Source organism: Bifidobacteriaceae bacterium (assembly GCA_031281585.1).
Classification (GTDB): Bacteria; Actinomycetota; Actinomycetes; order Actinomycetales; family WQXJ01; genus JAIRTF01.
Genome location: JAITFE010000066.1, coordinates 1 through 14,672 on the forward strand (window position 1 = coordinate 1; position 14,672 = coordinate 14,672).

General features: G+C 71.4%; 9 protein-coding genes. 2 read left to right on the forward strand and 7 right to left on the reverse strand.

Annotated features, from left to right (window positions below; all coding sequences use genetic code 11):
• A partial coding sequence (locus LBC97_07690) for a ribonuclease III (protein ID MDR2565928.1) occupies positions 1-396 on the forward strand: 396 nt, incomplete at its 5' end.
• Positions 397-496: 100 nt separating this feature from the next.
• Entirely contained in the window at positions 497-1,159 is a 663-nt protein-coding gene (locus LBC97_07695) for a response regulator transcription factor (protein MDR2565929.1), read from the forward strand.
• 33 nt (positions 1,160-1,192) lie between these two features.
• Here the strand turns inward: LBC97_07695 and LBC97_07700 are convergent, their stop codons facing one another.
• From LBC97_07700 to LBC97_07730, 7 genes are all read right to left on the reverse strand, one after another.
• Positions 1,193-2,866 (reverse strand): GAF domain-containing protein, encoded by a 1,674-nt coding sequence (locus LBC97_07700; GenBank protein MDR2565930.1) that lies wholly within the window; start codon positions 2,864-2,866, stop codon positions 1,193-1,195.
• 8 nt (positions 2,867-2,874) lie between these two features.
• Positions 2,875-4,656 (reverse strand): thiol reductant ABC exporter subunit CydC, encoded by a 1,782-nt coding sequence (cydC, locus tag LBC97_07705; protein ID MDR2565931.1) that lies wholly within the window; start codon positions 4,654-4,656, stop codon positions 2,875-2,877.
• The gene (cydD, locus tag LBC97_07710; GenBank protein ID MDR2565932.1) at positions 4,653-6,344 is read right to left on the reverse strand and encodes a thiol reductant ABC exporter subunit CydD; all 1,692 of its coding nucleotides are present in this window, start codon (positions 6,342-6,344) and stop codon (positions 4,653-4,655) included. Before cydD ends, cydC begins: the two co-directional genes overlap by 4 nt.
• A gap of 236 nt (positions 6,345-6,580) precedes the next feature.
• The gene (locus LBC97_07715) at positions 6,581-8,224 is read right to left on the reverse strand and encodes a hypothetical protein (GenBank protein ID MDR2565933.1); all 1,644 of its coding nucleotides are present in this window, start codon (positions 8,222-8,224) and stop codon (positions 6,581-6,583) included.
• Positions 8,225-8,416: 192 nt separating this feature from the next.
• Positions 8,417-11,554, reverse strand: a complete 3,138-nt coding sequence (locus LBC97_07720; GenBank protein ID MDR2565934.1) for an Rne/Rng family ribonuclease — start codon at positions 11,552-11,554, stop codon at positions 8,417-8,419.
• A 114-nt stretch (positions 11,555-11,668) separates the two neighbouring features.
• Positions 11,669-12,490 carry a TIGR03936 family radical SAM-associated protein gene (locus tag LBC97_07725; GenBank protein ID MDR2565935.1) on the reverse strand — a complete coding sequence of 274 codons (822 nt, stop codon included), beginning with the start codon at positions 12,488-12,490 and terminating at the stop codon, positions 11,669-11,671.
• 41 nt (positions 12,491-12,531) lie between these two features.
• A complete protein-coding gene (locus LBC97_07730) occupies positions 12,532-14,457 on the reverse strand; it encodes a TIGR03960 family B12-binding radical SAM protein (GenBank protein ID MDR2565936.1) in 1,926 nt (641 codons plus the stop codon).
• Positions 14,458-14,672: the final 215 nt, after the last annotated feature.

The following is a 14,672-nucleotide window of genomic DNA, read 5'->3' on the forward strand; positions in this document are numbered from 1 at the left end:
GCGGTCTACATCAGCCACGGCCTGGAGGACACCAGGGATGTGGTCTTGAGGCTGGTCGGGCCGACTCTCGAACGGGCCGCCCAACTGGGCGCGGGCCTGGACTGGAAAACCTCGCTCCAGGAACTCGCCGCCTCCCTGGGCATGGCGCCGGTCGAATACCAGGCGGACGGCACCGGCCCGGACCACGCGCGGGTGTTCGAGGCCCAGGCGCTGGTGGACGGCCGGGAGTGGGGCCGCGGCCGCGGCACGTCGAAGAAGCTGGCGGAGCAGCGGGCGGCCGAGAACGCGTATCGGCGTTTGAGCGCAAGCACGGCGGTCGGCGCCGAGGGCGCCGAGGAGGCGGCCAAACCCGCCCGCGAAGAGCGGCCCGAGCCGCGCGACCAGCGGCTTGGCTGATGCTCTTGACCGGCGAGGGCTACCCGCGCTGACTTTTCGCCGCAGTTTGACGGCACGGCGCGCTTGGCCTTGCTTCGCTGGTCACGCTAGGGTTAGCGGCGTGCAAGGAAGTGACCTCGAACCCAGACCCCTTAGCCAAATCAACGTCATGATCGTGGACGACCACGAAGTCGTCCGCCGAGGCATCGCCGAAGTAGTCGAGCGCTCGGACGGCATGCGGGTGGTGGCAGAGGCCGGCTCCGTGGCCGAAGCGCTGCGGCGGGCGGTGCTCGTGGCCCCCCACGTCATCCTGGTCGACCTGCGGCTCCCGGACGGCACGGGCATTGACCTGATGAAACAGCTGCGCACGGCCGCCCCCACGGCCCGGCCGGTGGTGTTGACGTCTTTTGACGACGATGACGCGCTGGCCGCCGCGCTCGAGGTGGGTGCCGCGGCGTTCCTCATCAAGTCGGTCCGCGGCGCGGAAATCGCGGACGTGATCAGGGCCGTCGCCCAGGGCCGGACGCTCTTGGACGAGCGGACGCTGACCCGGCGCCGCGCCGACCACGAGGACCCGACCGCCGACCTGACCCCGTCAGAGCACAAGGTTCTGGCCCTGATCGGCGAGGGCCTGTCGAACCGCGAGATCGCGGAGCGCCTGGGCGTGGCCGAGAAGACGGTCAAGAACCACATCACTTCGCTGCTCGCGAAGATGGGCTTGCAGCGCCGCACGCAGGTGGCCGCCTGGGTGGCGGCCAAAGAGTCGAGTTCCTGGCGTTCGTAGCGGCCAACGCGCGGCGACGCAGGCGGGGCCCGGCTAGCTCAGCGGGGCGATCCACTCCAAGCGGGTCCCGGCGCCGCCAAGCGCCCTCCCGGCGCTGAAAAGGCCGCCGCGCGCCAGGGCCCGGTCGGCCAAGTTGGACAAACCCGACTGGCGGGCGCGTTCGTCCGGCAACCCGACGCCATCGTCCTCCACCACGACCGTCACCTGGCCGGGGCGCCCGTCCGGGGAGCCGGGCGAGACCAACGAGACGGTGACGGTGACGGAGGCGGCCTTGGCGTGCCGGCCGGCGTTGGACAGGCCCTCGCGGACCACCGCCACCAAGTCGTCCCCCAGCGAATGGGAGATCAGGCCGTCCGCCGCCGCCACGTCCGCGTCCAAGGGCGCGGACGCGCGCCCGTCGACCAGCAGCACCAGCGACGGGGCGAAGCCCAGCAGGGCCCGGGCGGCGGAGGCCTCGTGGCGCAGGCGCTCCGCGATCGGCTCGTCGGTTCCGGGGCCGCGCAGGTGGGAGACGATCGCGCGGATCTCCCGCACGGTCGAGTCAATCGAGTCAAGGGCGCTGGTCAGAGTCTTGACCAAGCCTTCGGGCTCAACTCCGGCGGCGGCCGCCTGGCGGGCCGACTCCAGCCGCATGCCGGTGGCGAACAACTGCTGGATGGCCAGGTCGTGCAGGTCGCGGGCGATCCGCTCGCGCTCCGAGACCAGCGCGGACAGGTCGGAGTTGTGGCGGGCCTCGGCCAAGACCAAAGCCAGCGCGGCTTGGGAGGCGAACGACTCGGCGGTGGTCAGGTCGGCCTGGTCGAAGGAGGCCGAACCCTTCCCCCGCAGCAGCAGCATCACGCCGACCGACCGCCCGGAGGTCCGCATGGGGGCGTAAAGGGCGGGCCCGTATTCGCGCAATTGGGTGACCCGGAGGGTGTAGGCGCTGGCCAACGAGTCGACAATCATGCCGATCCCCTCGGTCAGGACGGTGTGGGAGCGGCCGTCGTGGGGCATCCTGGTGCCCACCAGCGACTCCGCCCCGACCCCTTCGGCGATCTCGATGATCAGCTGGTCGCCCACGGACGGGAGAATCAGGGCGGCCGTGGCCGCGCCCGCCACGTCTTTTGCCTGCGAGGCGATGACCGTCAGGGCCTCCTCCTCTTCGACGCCGGAGAGCAGCATGGTGGTGATGCCCTGCCCGGCCGCCAGCCAGCTTTCGCGGCGTTGCGAGGCCTGGTAAAGCTGGGCGTTCTCGATCATCACCCCCGCGGCGGTGGCCAGGGTGGACACCGTCTCGCCGTCGCGCGGGATGAAGCCGCCCGGTTTATTGACCAGGTAGACGTGCGCGAAGACAGTGTGGCGGACCCGAACCGGCACCGCCAGCAGATTGTTGACCAGCACGTCGGCGTCCGGCGGCAGGCCGATCAGCGAGGCGGGGACCTCGTCCATGATCAGCGGCTCGTGGGTCGGGATGCGGGCCATCAGCGTCATGGCGCTCCGGAATTGGCGCAGCTGGGCCGCCATCGCCCCGTCCGCGCCGTAGGTGTAAAAACGTTCGTCGATGCCGCGCCCGTCGAGCACGCTCACCGCCGCGTCTTCCGCGCCGGTCAGTTCCGGCGCCGCCCGCACCAGTTCGGCGAGCACCTCGGCCAGGTCGAGGCGCCGCGACAGCGACACCACCGCGTCAAGCAGCGCCGATTCGGACTCGTCATCGCCTGGACCCATGCGGTCCATTATCGCCTCTCGGGCGGCTGATCCCCGGTCCGTTCGGCCCCGGCGCCCGAACCGCCCGTCCGCGCCAGGGCGAGGACGCCGTCCGCCAGCCTGTACACGCGGTCGGCCTGAGCCAGCGTGTCCTCCTGGTGGGAGACCACCAGCAGGCCGCGTCCGGCGGCCCGCGCGGCCGCGATCAGCTCACCGGTCAGGCGTCGACCGGCGTCCGCGTCGAGGTGCTCGGCAGGCTCGTCCAACAGGACGTACTGGGCGGGGCTGACCAGGGCCCTCGCCAGCAGCAGGCGGCGGCGCTCGCCGCCGGACAACGACCCGGCGCCCGCGCCAAGCAGGGTGTCGATTCCGTCTGGGAGCCCCGCCACCCACGCGCCCAGTCCCACTTGGTCGAGGACGGCGGCGGCTTCCGACTCGGTCAGGGGGCCCTTGGCCACGCGGAGATTTTCCAGCACCGTGGTGGCGAAGATGTGGGCGTCTTCGGCAATGAAGGCGACCGTCTCGGCGCGCGCCTCGGAGGTCAGCCCGAACAGGGCGGCCGCGCCGACTGCGACCTCGCCCGCTTGGGGCTCGATCAGCCCCGCCAGCGCGGTCAGGAGCGTGGTCTTGCCGGCCCCCGACGGGCCGACCAGGCCCACGGCCTGGCCGGGCGCCAACGTGAGGTCGATCCCCGTCACCACCGCGCGTCCGTTTCCCCAACCGGCGGCCAGGCCTTTGGCCTCCAACACGCCCGTGGGGGGCTGGTCGTCGAGCCACCGCTTGGCGGTGGGGCGGGCGGCGGCCGAGTGCCCGGCATCGGCCAAAGCCACGATCCGGGCGGCGGCGGCGCGGGACTTGTAAACCTGGGCGGCGGCGGGCGAAAGGCCGGCCACCGACTCGAAGGCCGCGAGCGGCATGAGGACTATCACGGCCACCTCGGTGGCGGAGATGGCCCCCGCGTGCCACGCGGCGCCGGACAGGATGAGGGTCAGGATCAGCGCCAATCCGGAGCCGATCTCAGTCAGGCTGGTGGCGAAGGCGGACGGTTTGGCGACGGCATCCGCAGCTGCGGCCAGGCGCCGCTCCTGGGCTTTGAGCGCCGCCATGGCGTTGGCCAACTGGCCCCCCACGCGCAGTTCGGAGGCGTTCTCAATGATCCCGAGCGAAGACGCGGACACGTCGGCGCGGGCGGCCGAGGCCATTGACTCGGACAGCCGCGCGGCCCGGAAGGTCGCCAGCGGGCCGCCCACCGCCACCAGGGCCAGGCAGGCGAAAACGGCCAGCCCGGCCACCGGGAGGAAGGCGGCGACCGCGGCGGACGAGCCGACGATCAGCACGGCCGCGACCAGCGCCGGGATGATGCCCCGGACCACCAGGTCGCCCACGTCGTCAATGTCTCCGCCCACCCGGGCCAGCACGTCGCCGCGTTTGAAGGCGGCCGCGCCGGAACCGGAGCCGGCGGCCATCCGCTCGTAGAGGCGGACGCGCAGGTTCGTCATGCCGTTCAGGGCCACCCGGTGGGCGGTCAACCGCTCGACATAGCGGGAGATGCCGCGCGTGATCCCGAAGGCCCGCACCCCGACCACGGCCACCTGGAGCGACAGCACCGGCGGCATTTGCGAGGCGCGCACAATCAACCACGCCGAGGCGCCCGCCAGCGCCACCGACGCGGCCTGGGTGAGGGCTCCGAAGAAGACGGCGGCGGCCAACGGCCCCGCTTTCAACCCGGTCAGGGCGATCGCGCGGCGCAGGGGACGCCCAGGCGCCGAACCCGTTTCGCCCTTCACCGGCGGCGCGGCGGCGCGGCTCATGCGGGGGCCCCGCTCAGCGCGGTCGAGTCGACTGGGACCGCTTGGTGGGCTTGCCCCAACAGCGACGCGCGGTGGGCCACCACCAAGACGGTGCGGCCCTGGCGTTGCAGAGCCGCTATCGACCCGAGGATCGAAGCCTCGGTCGCCGGATCAAGGTGCGCGGTCGGCTCGTCCAGGATCACCAGCGGCTGGTTCCCAAGGAAGGCGCGGGCCAGGGCCAGGCGCTGGCGTTGGCCCACCGACAGGCCGACTCCGCCCTGCCCAATTCGGGTCTCCCAGCCTGCAGGAAGCTCCTCCACCACCGCGTCGAAGGCGGCGGCGCGGGCGGCGCGCTCCACTTCCGGCGTTAGCTCCGGCGTCGCATCGTAGCTTTCGAGGAGGTTCTGGAGGACCGTCCCTGGCAGCAACGCGGGCTGCTGCGGCGTCCAAGCGATCTGCGCCCACCAACTGGTCGGGTCGACCTCGGCGAGGTCGACCGCCGGGCCGCCCGCGGTCGGCTCGATCAACACCCGTCCCCGGTCCGGCCGCAACAAGCCCAGCAGCACCGCCACGGTGGTCGACTTGCCAGCCCCGTTTGGGCCGGTCAGCGCGGTCAGCGAGCCCGGCGCCAGGCGGAAACTGAGGTCGGCGGGCGCCAGGTAGTCGCGGCCGGGCGCTTTGACGGAGACGTTCTCGAAGACGATGGCGGCGGCGGCCAAGTCTGGTGCCGGGGCCATGCCCGGCGCCGGCAGCGGCACCGCCAGGATGTCGAAAGCCCGGTTCGACGCGGCCACCCCGTTGGCGGAGGCGTGGAAATGCGCCCCGACGTTCCGCAGCGGCAGGTAGATTTCCGGCGCGATCATGATGATGGCCAGCCCGTCCACCAGCGACATGTGCCCGGCTTGGAGCCTTAGGCCGACCGACACCGCGACCAGCGCCACCGACAAGGTGGCGATCAGTTCCAGGGCCGCGCCGGACAGGAATGCGATGCGAACGGTGCCGAAGGTTGCCTTCTGATGGGCCTGCGACAGTTGCCGCACCCGCGTCTCAGGCCCCTTTTCGCGTCCCAGGGCTTTGAGCGTGGGCAGGCCGGTGATCAGGTCCATCACCTGCGCGCCCAATTGCGTCATGGTCCGCAGCCGGCGCGCCGAATAGGCTTCGGTCAACCGTCCAATCAGCACCATGAACACCGGGATCAGCGGAATGGTGACGAACATGATGATGGAAGAGACCCAGTCCACGAACCCCGCCACGATCAGGAGGATCGGGGTCACCGTCACCACCATCAGCAACTGCGGCAGGTAGCGCGTGAAATAGGCGTCCAGCGCGTCAAGGCCGCGGGTGACCAGTTGGGCGGCTTTGGCGGCCCCGCCCTCGGCTTCGGCTCTGGGCCCCAGCGCCACGACGTGCTCCAGGACCGCGCCCCGCAGTTCGGCGATCGTGTTGGTGGCCGCCCGGTGCGCGAACCGTTCCTGAATCCAGGCGACCGCCACCCGCGCGGCCACGATCACGGCGACGGCGATCAGGCCGTTCCGGAGCCAGCCCGGCCCGGTCGTGCCGCCTGACGCGAGCGTGCCGACCAAACGCGCCACCACGATGGCCTGGAACACGACCGCCACCGACATGACGACCCCGAGCGCGGCGGTCAGGATCATGTAGTTCCGGGCGGCGCGGGCATGTTTTAGGAGCCGGGGATCGAGGGGCTTCATCAGCGCCCGATCCTACCGAATGCTCAAGGGCCGCCGCTCCCAACGGGTGCCGTTTGTCCGCGATTCCTTCGCCATATCTCCGCACAGTTGCCCGATGCCGTCCGCGCGCCCGAGGTGTTCGCCCCGGCTGAGATGGTCGCGTCGGGAGAGCGTCCGGAGCCGGCCGCGGCCAGGCTGGCCGGGCTTTTTCGCGGGCCGGCGCCCCGGCCGGGAGGGTGGCCGGGGCTTTGGCCCGGTCAGGCGGCCGGGTCGGCCTGCTTGCGCCGGTGCCGGAACACCACCAGGAACACGGCGGCGACCATTCCCACACCGGCCAGGGCCGCGGCGAGCGGGTCGCCCACGCCGCCGGCGGGCGCGGAGACCGGGTCCAAGCGGGCGGTCGTGCCGGATTGGGCTTCGGTCGCGCCTTCTTCGGCAAGGCTGTCGGCCGCACTGGGTGCCCGCTCTCCGGCCAGCGCGGAAACCTGCTGCTCGGCCGGGAACTGAGCGTCCGCCGGGCTCCAAACCGCTGCCAACTCCAGCGCCTCGCCCTGGTGCCCGCTCTGAAGCTCGTACGCACCGGGGTCCTGGTCGCCCGTCCGCGCCTCAAGAACCGTCTCCGCCTGACGGGCGGGCTGGTCTTGCCGATCAAGCGCGTCCGCCCGATCAAGCGCGTCGGCGGCCTCGGCTTCCACCCCCTGCTCGGCGGTGCCTTCGGGGGACGCCGCTTCGGGGGACGCCGCTTCGGGCGCGCCCGGCACCGGCTCCCCGTCCTCGGTCGGCGGCTCTTGCGGGATCGAGCCCGCGCCCGGCTCCGTCTGAGTGCCGTGCTCTTCGTCGCTGTCCGCCGGGTCGCCGTTCTCGGGCGGGTTTTGCCCAAAGCCCGCATCGGGGTCCGTCTGGCCGTCGTCCTCTTCGCCTTGGCCGTCCGGCTCGCTTCCGGGGTTCTCATAGGGGCCCGCGCCCGGCTCAGATTCGCCTTCGTCCGGACCGGGCCCGCCGCCTTGCTCTTCTCCGCCGGCGGCGGGGTGGCCGTCATCTGCAGGGTGGCCGTCATCTGCGGGGTCGCCGTCATCTGTGGGGTCGTCATCTGTGGGGTCGCCGTCATCTGCCGGGTCGCCGCCCTCGGGCGGGTTTTGCCCAGGGCCCGGGTCGGGGTCCGTCTGGCCGCCGTCCTCGTCGCCTTGGCCGTCCGGCTCGCTGCCGGGGTTCCCCTCGGGGCCCGCACCCGGCTCGGGTTCGCCTTCGTCCGGACCGGGCCCGCCGCCTTGCTCTTCTCCGCCGGCGGCTGGGTCGCCGCCCGCCGGATCGCCGCCTTCCTGGGCGCCGTCCACGGGCTCTTCGGCCGGCGGGAGCGCGGTTTCGGACTCCGGCGGCTTTTCCTCATTCTCGGAGGGTTGCTGCACGGTTCCCGGGTCGCGCATGATCACGTGCACAACCGTGTTGCGTTGCACGCAGTTCTCGGCGAGCGTCTTGGCGTCCTCCAGTTGCGTGCCTTCGTAGATCAACACCAGGTGGTCCGGGCTTAGCCCGGTGGCGTCCGCGATCTGCTGCTTGACCGACGCGATTGTGTCGGATGCACGGGCCTCGATGCACTGGCTCTCGCCGTTGGGCAAACGGACATACACGCCGTAAGCCGGTTCCTCTTCCTCGACGGGCTCTTCCTCGACGGGGTCGCCTTCGAGCCGCAACTCCAGCTGCAGGGTCGCTTCCTTCTGGATGTTGTAGTCCTGGAGCGTCCGGCCGTCTTCCAGGTACTTCCCGCCGAATGTCAGGTCAAGCCGGTCCGCCGGCACCCCCGTCAGCGCCTGAATCTTCTCCTTGACGGATTCGATCGTGTCGGCGTTCTCAACCTCCAAGGTGATGGTCTTGTGGTCCAGCGTCTTGACGAATATCTGCACGGCGGCTCTCCCTCGATGGTCTGTTATCCCGGTTCAAGCGATCAGAACGGTCATCGCCTCGGAAGACGCGCGGCATTCGCCCGCGGCCGGGCCCGGTTCGGATCGCCTTTGTGCCAACGGCTTTCGGCGCGTCGGCATTCCCGGAGGCGGCCGTGGAGCCCCAAGGCCGGGCGTGGTGAGGGGGAGATTAATTCAGGCGGCCGTGGGGTCCGCGTCGGCGTCCGGGGTCTTGGCCTGGGCCTTCGTCGCGGCCGTCTCGCGGGACGCGGCAGCCGCGGCGGCGATCGACGCCAGCGTGGCCTTGGCCTCCGGCGGCGTCTGGGCGAGCACCAAAGCGCCGTTGCCGTCGCCTGAGGGGCCACCGCCGTTGCCGCGGGCGTCGGAGCGATCCGACCCGGCGGCATCGGCGCCCTTCTTCCGGTGCTTCTTGCCGCCGCGCTTCTTGCGCTTCGATCCGCCGTCGCCGCCGTCCGCGCTGGAACCGCCGGAGCCCCCGGAGCCCGAACCCGAGCCTCCGTGCGAGCGCTCCACCGGATCGGCGTGGACAATGAATCCCCGGCCGCCGCAGGCCTCGCAGGTCTCGGAGAAGGCCTCCACGAGGCCCTGGCCAACCCGTTTGCGGGTCATCTGGACCAAGCCGAGCGACGTCACCTCGGCCACCTGGTGGCGGGTGCGGTCGCGGGCCAGCGCTTCGACCAGGCGCCGCAGCACCAGATCGCGGTTCGATTCGAGAACCATGTCGATGAAGTCGATCACAATGATCCCGCCGATGTCCCGCAGCCGCAGCTGCCGCACGATCTCCTCCGCGGCCTCCAGGTTGTTGCGGGTGACGGTCTCCTCAAGGGTGCCGCCAGCCCCGGTGAACTTGCCGGTGTTGACGTCGATCACGCTCATCGCCTCGGTCCGGTCGATCACCAGCGAGCCGCCGGAGGGCAGCCAGACCTTGCGGTCCATGCCCTTCGCCAACTGCTCGTCGATCCGGTCCGCGGCGAACACGTCCTGATCTGAGGTCCAGCGCTCAACGCGGTCGCACAGTTCCGGCGCGACCTCTTGCAGGTAGCCGCTGATGTCGTCCCAGGCCTGGGGGCCGGAGACGGTCAGGGAGGTGAAGTCGGCGTTGAAGATGTCCCGCACCACGCGGATGGCGAGGTCCGGTTCGCCCTTCAAAAGCGCGGGGGCCTGCGCGGTGGCGGCCTTTTGCTGGATCTTCGCCCAGGCGGCGGCCAGCCTCTCGACGTCCGCGCGCAGTTCCGCGTCAGAGGCGCCCTCGGCGGCCGTCCGGACGATCACGCCGGAGCCGTCCGGCACGATCTCCTTGAGCAGTTTCTTCAGCCGCTGGCGTTCCGCCTCCGGCAGTTTGCGGGAGATGCCCGTCATGGACCCGTCCGGCACGAACACCAGGTAACGCCCGGCCAATGTGATCTGCGAGGTCAGGCGGGAGCCCTTGTGGCCGATTGGGTCCTTGGTGACTTGCACCATGACCGCGTCTCCGGAGGACAGGGCCTGCTCTATCCGGCGGGGCTGGCCCTCCAGGCCGGCCGCGTCCCAGTTGACCTCGCCCGCGTAGAGGACGGCGTTGCGCCCCCGGCCGATGTCCACGAACGCCGCCTCCATTGACGGCAGCACGTTTTGGACCCGCCCCAGGTAGACGTTGCCCACCATGGAATGCTGCGTCCGCCGGGCCACGTAATGCTCGACGAGCACGCCGTCCTCCAGGACCGCGATCTGGGTGCGGCCGTCCCGTTCCCGGACCACCATGCGGCGTTCGACCGATTCGCGCCGGGCCAAGAACTCAGCCTCGGTGATTTGGATGCGCCGCCGCCCGGTCTCGCGGCCTTCTTTGCGGCGCTGGCGCTTGGCTTCCAGACGCGTCGACCCCGCCAGCGCGGTGACCCCTTCGCCCGCGCTTTCCCCGCCGGCTTCGCCTTTGCGGCCGGTCCGGGTGCGCCGCCGGCGCCGCCGCGAACCGGACTCTTCTCCCTCTTCGGCCGCCTCGGCCGGTTCGCCCTGCCCGGCGCCCTCGGCCCCGCCCGCCGGCTCGGCTTTCGGTCCGCGGGCGCTTTTCCCGCCGGTGCCCGATGCCGTTCGCTCGTCGCCCGTTTCCGCCTCGCCAAGGCCCGAACCGGCTTTGGCGGCCCCGCGACCGCGTCCGCCGCGGCCCGTCGAACGCGCGCGGCCGGCTGTTTCGCCGGCTTTGCCGGCGCTGGGCGGCGCCGCCGCGCCGGCGTCGGCCAACTCGTCAGCCGCTAGGTCCTCGTCCGGTTCGGCCGCGCGGCGCCGGGTGGGGGACGGGGACAGCACCGGGGCTTGGAAGAGAAGCGCCGCCATGGGCGGACGCCCGCCCACCGGCGCGGGCGGCTCGCCCGCGGCCGTCTGGGGGTCGGCCTGGTCGGCCGGAGGCGGCGAATCAGCCGCCGTGCCCGCCTTGGCCCGGCGCGAGCGGCTGGAGCCGGCTTTGGCCACCACGGGCGTAGCGGCGGCAGTGGCCGCCGAAGCCTGGTTCGGCTCCGGCGTGCCCGCCGGGGCCTTCGCCCGCCGCGACCGGCTGGGCTGGACAGCGGGCTCAGCCGCGGCCGGGTGAGCGTCTGGCCCTGCCTCAGCGGCTGGCGCCGGTTGGCCCGCGGGCGCCTTGGCCCGCCGTGACCGGCTGGCTGGCTTCTCGGGTTGGCCGGGCGTCAGGGCGGCGGCGACCGCCGCCGCGAGACCCCGGTCGGCGCCGGGTTCAAGCGCTTCGCCCCCTGCGGGCTGGGCCGCCGCTTTGGCCCGCCGTGAGCGGGCGGCTCGGCTCGGGGCCTGGTCTGCGGCCCGCGCCTGGTCCGGCTCGGGCGCCGAATCCCTCGCGGGCGCTTGGTCCGCTGCGGGCGTCTGGCTCATTGCCGGTGCCGTGTCCGGCGCACTCGCTTTGTCCAAAGCGAATTGGCCCACTGCGAATTGGCCCGCCGCGGGTTGGCCCGCCGGCGCCCCGGCCCTGCGCGACCGGCTGGGTCGGCCTTTGGGCTGGTCTGCCGTGAGAGCGGCGGCGACCGCCGCCGCCAAGTCCGGGGCTGGCCCTGAGGCGCCCGCCGAGTCCGCGCCGGGCGCCGCCGCCTCGGGCGTTCCCCGCCCCGCCGCGGCCTTGGCCCGCCGTGAGCGGGCCGACCCGGAAGCCTTGGCGGCTTTGCCGCCGTCTTCGGCGAGACGCTCGGAATGCTTGGATTCGGCGGCGCTGAGGTCGACCAGCTGGTCCAGCGCTTTGAAATCGGGCGCCGCTTGGGCGCGCGTCGCGCGCCTGGGTGCGCGCTTGGGCATTTCAGGCAGCTCGATTGGAAGCTGCGGTTGTTCTTCAGACACGAATACTCCATGGCGCCGCCAGGACACCACGCCCTGACCGGCGGCTGCCGGTTGTAGCACGACCCCCGCCCGCTATGGGCGAGTGAGCCGTGTAAGCCTCTTACGGTCTGATGCCTACGTCCGCATCCGGGAGAAGGGGTCCGTCACGGCCCCTGCCTCGACCGAATACTCACCTTGGGCCAGCCGGGTCGCACGGGGTGGCGATCCAATTTCAAGGCCGTGCGCCACAAGGGCGGCGATGACATCGTCTGGTCTGACGGCAGGCGTGGCATGCCGCAAAACCACGTCCAGTATGGCACACGACGGCTCGAAACCAGTCGCCGCCACGGCGTCCGCCTGCAAAGCCAGTGTGTTTCCGCGCACTTCGACCTCGCGGTTGGGCTTGGCGTCCCCGCGTCCGGGGCGGGGGCGCGCAGGTTTGGAGCCCGGTCCGGCCGCGCCGCCAAGGGCCTCGGCCGGGCCGGGCCGGATGCGCCGGGCGGCGTAGCTGTCGCAGGCCAGGAAGCGCTCTGCGGCCATCCCCGCGCGGGCCGGGTCGGCCCGGCCCAGCTCAATCCGCCACAGGGAAGCGGCCAGTTGTTCGCCCAGGTCGCCGTGGATGGCTGAATCCCAGGTCACAGCCGTGATTATGGGCAGGTCGCGGGGCATGGCCGCGTTGAGCGAGCTTGCCGCCCAGTCGGGCGGCCGGTGCTCCGTCAAGCGGATCAGCAGGTACTCGGCCTCGCTGGCGGCGCCGGTCGGAGCGGCCCCCAAGTAAGAGATCCTGGGGTGCGGCGTGAACCCGGCGGAAAAGGCGATCGGCAGCCCGGCGCGGCGGACGGCCCGCTCGAAGACCCGCTGAATCACGCGGTGCGAGGCGAACCGCAGCGGTCCGCGCTTGGCGTAACGCAAGGCGAGCGTTTGGACGGCGGGCGGGGGAGCCGGGGTGGACGGCATCGGACGCCGGCGTGGCGCGGGCGGCCCCTGGCGCTGCGCGCTCACAGCCACTCCGCCAACTGGATTTCCGCGCCGAGCGTGGTGCAGACGCCGCAGTCGTAGCAACTCGACCACCGGCAGTCCTCCACGCCTTCGCCGCCGATCGCGGCCACCCAGTCATCCCACAGCCAGTCGCGGTCCAGTCCCGCGTCCAGGTGGTCCCAGGGGAGGATCTCCTCGTAGTCGCGCTGGCGGGTGGTGTACCAGTCGAGCGAGAGCCCCCGCGGCTCCAGTTCGGCTCTGGCGGCGGCCTCCCACAGGTCCAGGTCCAGGTGCTCCCGCCAGCCGTCAAACCGGGCGCCGGCGCGCCAGGCGCGCTCTATGACCGCCCCGACCCGGCGGTCGCCTCGTGACAGCAGCCCCTCCAACATGGCCGGCCGGCCGGGCGCCGAGCGAATCGCGATGGAGCGGCCCAGACGCCCTTGCGCGGCCACGGCCTGCCTCAGGGCGGCCAAGCGCGCGTCCACCACCGCGGGCGGGCACTGCCCGGCCCATTGGAACGGCGTGTGCGGCTTGGGCACAAACGGACCGATCGAGATGGTGCAGGAGATGTCCTTGCTGCCGGTGGCGCGCCGCCCCGTCTCGATCACCCGCCGGGCCAATTCGGCGATCTGAGTGACGTCCGCCTCTTCCTCCGTCGGCAACCCGCACATGAAATAGAGCTTGACGGATCGCCAGCCTTGGCCAAACGCGGTGGTCACAGTGTCGATCAGGTCGGCTTCGGTGACTTGCTTGTTGATGACGCGGCGAATCCGTTCGCTGCCCCCTTCGGGGGCGAAGGTCAGCCCTGGCCGGCGCCCGCCCCGGACCAGCTCGCGGGCCAGTTCAATGTTGAAGGCGTCCACCCTGGTGGACGGCAGCGACAGGCCCGTCTGCGAGCCCTGGTACTCGTCGGCCATCGTCTTGGCCATTGCCGCGATCTGGGAATGGTCGGCCGAGGACAGCGACAGCAGCCCCACCTCGTCGAAGCCGGTGGCGTCCAGCGCCCGCCGCGCCATTTGGCGGACCACTTCGGCGCTGCGCTCGCGCACCGGGCGGGTGATCATGCCCGCCTGGCAGAAGCGGCAGCCGCGCAGACAGCCGCGAAAGATCTCCACGGAGGCGCGCTCGTGGACCGTTTCGGCGAACGGCACCAAAGGTGCCTTGGGGTATTGCCATTCGTCCAGGTCGAGGACGGTCTTCTTGGCCGGCCGGGCGGGAACGGCGGGATTCCTCGGGGCGACTTGCGCGATCTGCCCGGTGGCCGGGTCATAGTTGACCCGGTACAGGGCTGGCACGTAGACCAAGTCCAGTTCGGCCAGGCGCCGCAGCAGGCCGTCGCGTCCGCCGGGGCGTCCCTCGCCTTTCCAGGCGCCGATCACGTCCGTGATGGCGCCCACCACCTCCTCGCCGTCCCCGAGCACCGCGCCGTCAATGAAGTCGGCCAGCGGCTCGGGATTGAAGGCGCAGTGGCCGCCCGCAATGACGATCGGGTCGGTTTCGGAGCGGTTGGCGGCGTGGATTTCCAACCCGGCCAGGCTCAGGCAGGTCAGCAGGTTGGTGTAGCCGAGCTCGGTCGAAAGCGACACGCCGACAACGTCGAATTCGCGGACGGGGAGGTGCGAGTCCACGGTGAACCAGGGGACGCCCGCTCCCGCCATGGCGCGCTCCATGTCCGGCCATGGCGTGTAGGCCCGTTCGGCCAGGGCGTCGGGGCGCTCGTTGAGGATCTCGTAGAGCATTTGGACGCCCTGGTTGGGGACTGCGACCGTGTAGGCGTCGGGGAAGGCGAGCACCCACCGGACGGTTTGTTGGGCGTCCAAGTTCCACGGCTTGACCTGCGAGTTCACCTCGCCGCCCAAGTATTGGACGGGTCCTTGGACGTGGCTGAGCAGGGCCTCGATTCGAGGCCACAGCGACTCCGGGCGCGGGTCCTGCGGACGGGTCATGCGACTCCTTCCGGCGTTGGTTTTATTGCCCCCTCAACGATAAGTAGTCCTACCGAGACGGTCCTCAAAAGAGCTCCAATCGTGAAGAAGTTGGCAGAAACTGTGAAGACTTCAGGACCTAGGTCCTACGAACACGGGCCGACTCAACATAGCGTGAAGTGAGGCCCCGGGCGCGTTCGCCCCTGCCTCAATAACAACTACAAACCTGTCCCTTT

What these genes read in the sequence shown, in the direction of transcription:
- LBC97_07725 (MDR2565935.1), bottom strand. Translation starts at nt 12,490, where the DNA reads ATGCCGTCCACCCCGGCTCCCCCGCCCGCCGTCCAAACGCTCGCCTTG.
- cydC (MDR2565931.1), bottom strand. Translation starts at nt 4,656, where the DNA reads ATGAGCCGCGCCGCCGCGCCGCCGGTGAAGGGCGAAACGGGTTCGGCG.
- cydD (MDR2565932.1), bottom strand. Translation starts at nt 6,344, where the DNA reads ATGAAGCCCCTCGATCCCCGGCTCCTAAAACATGCCCGCGCCGCCCGG.
- LBC97_07730 (MDR2565936.1), bottom strand. Translation starts at nt 14,457, where the DNA reads ATGACCCGTCCGCAGGACCCGCGCCCGGAGTCGCTGTGGCCTCGAATC.
- LBC97_07700 (MDR2565930.1), bottom strand. Translation starts at nt 2,866, where the DNA reads ATGGGTCCAGGCGATGACGAGTCCGAATCGGCGCTGCTTGACGCGGTG.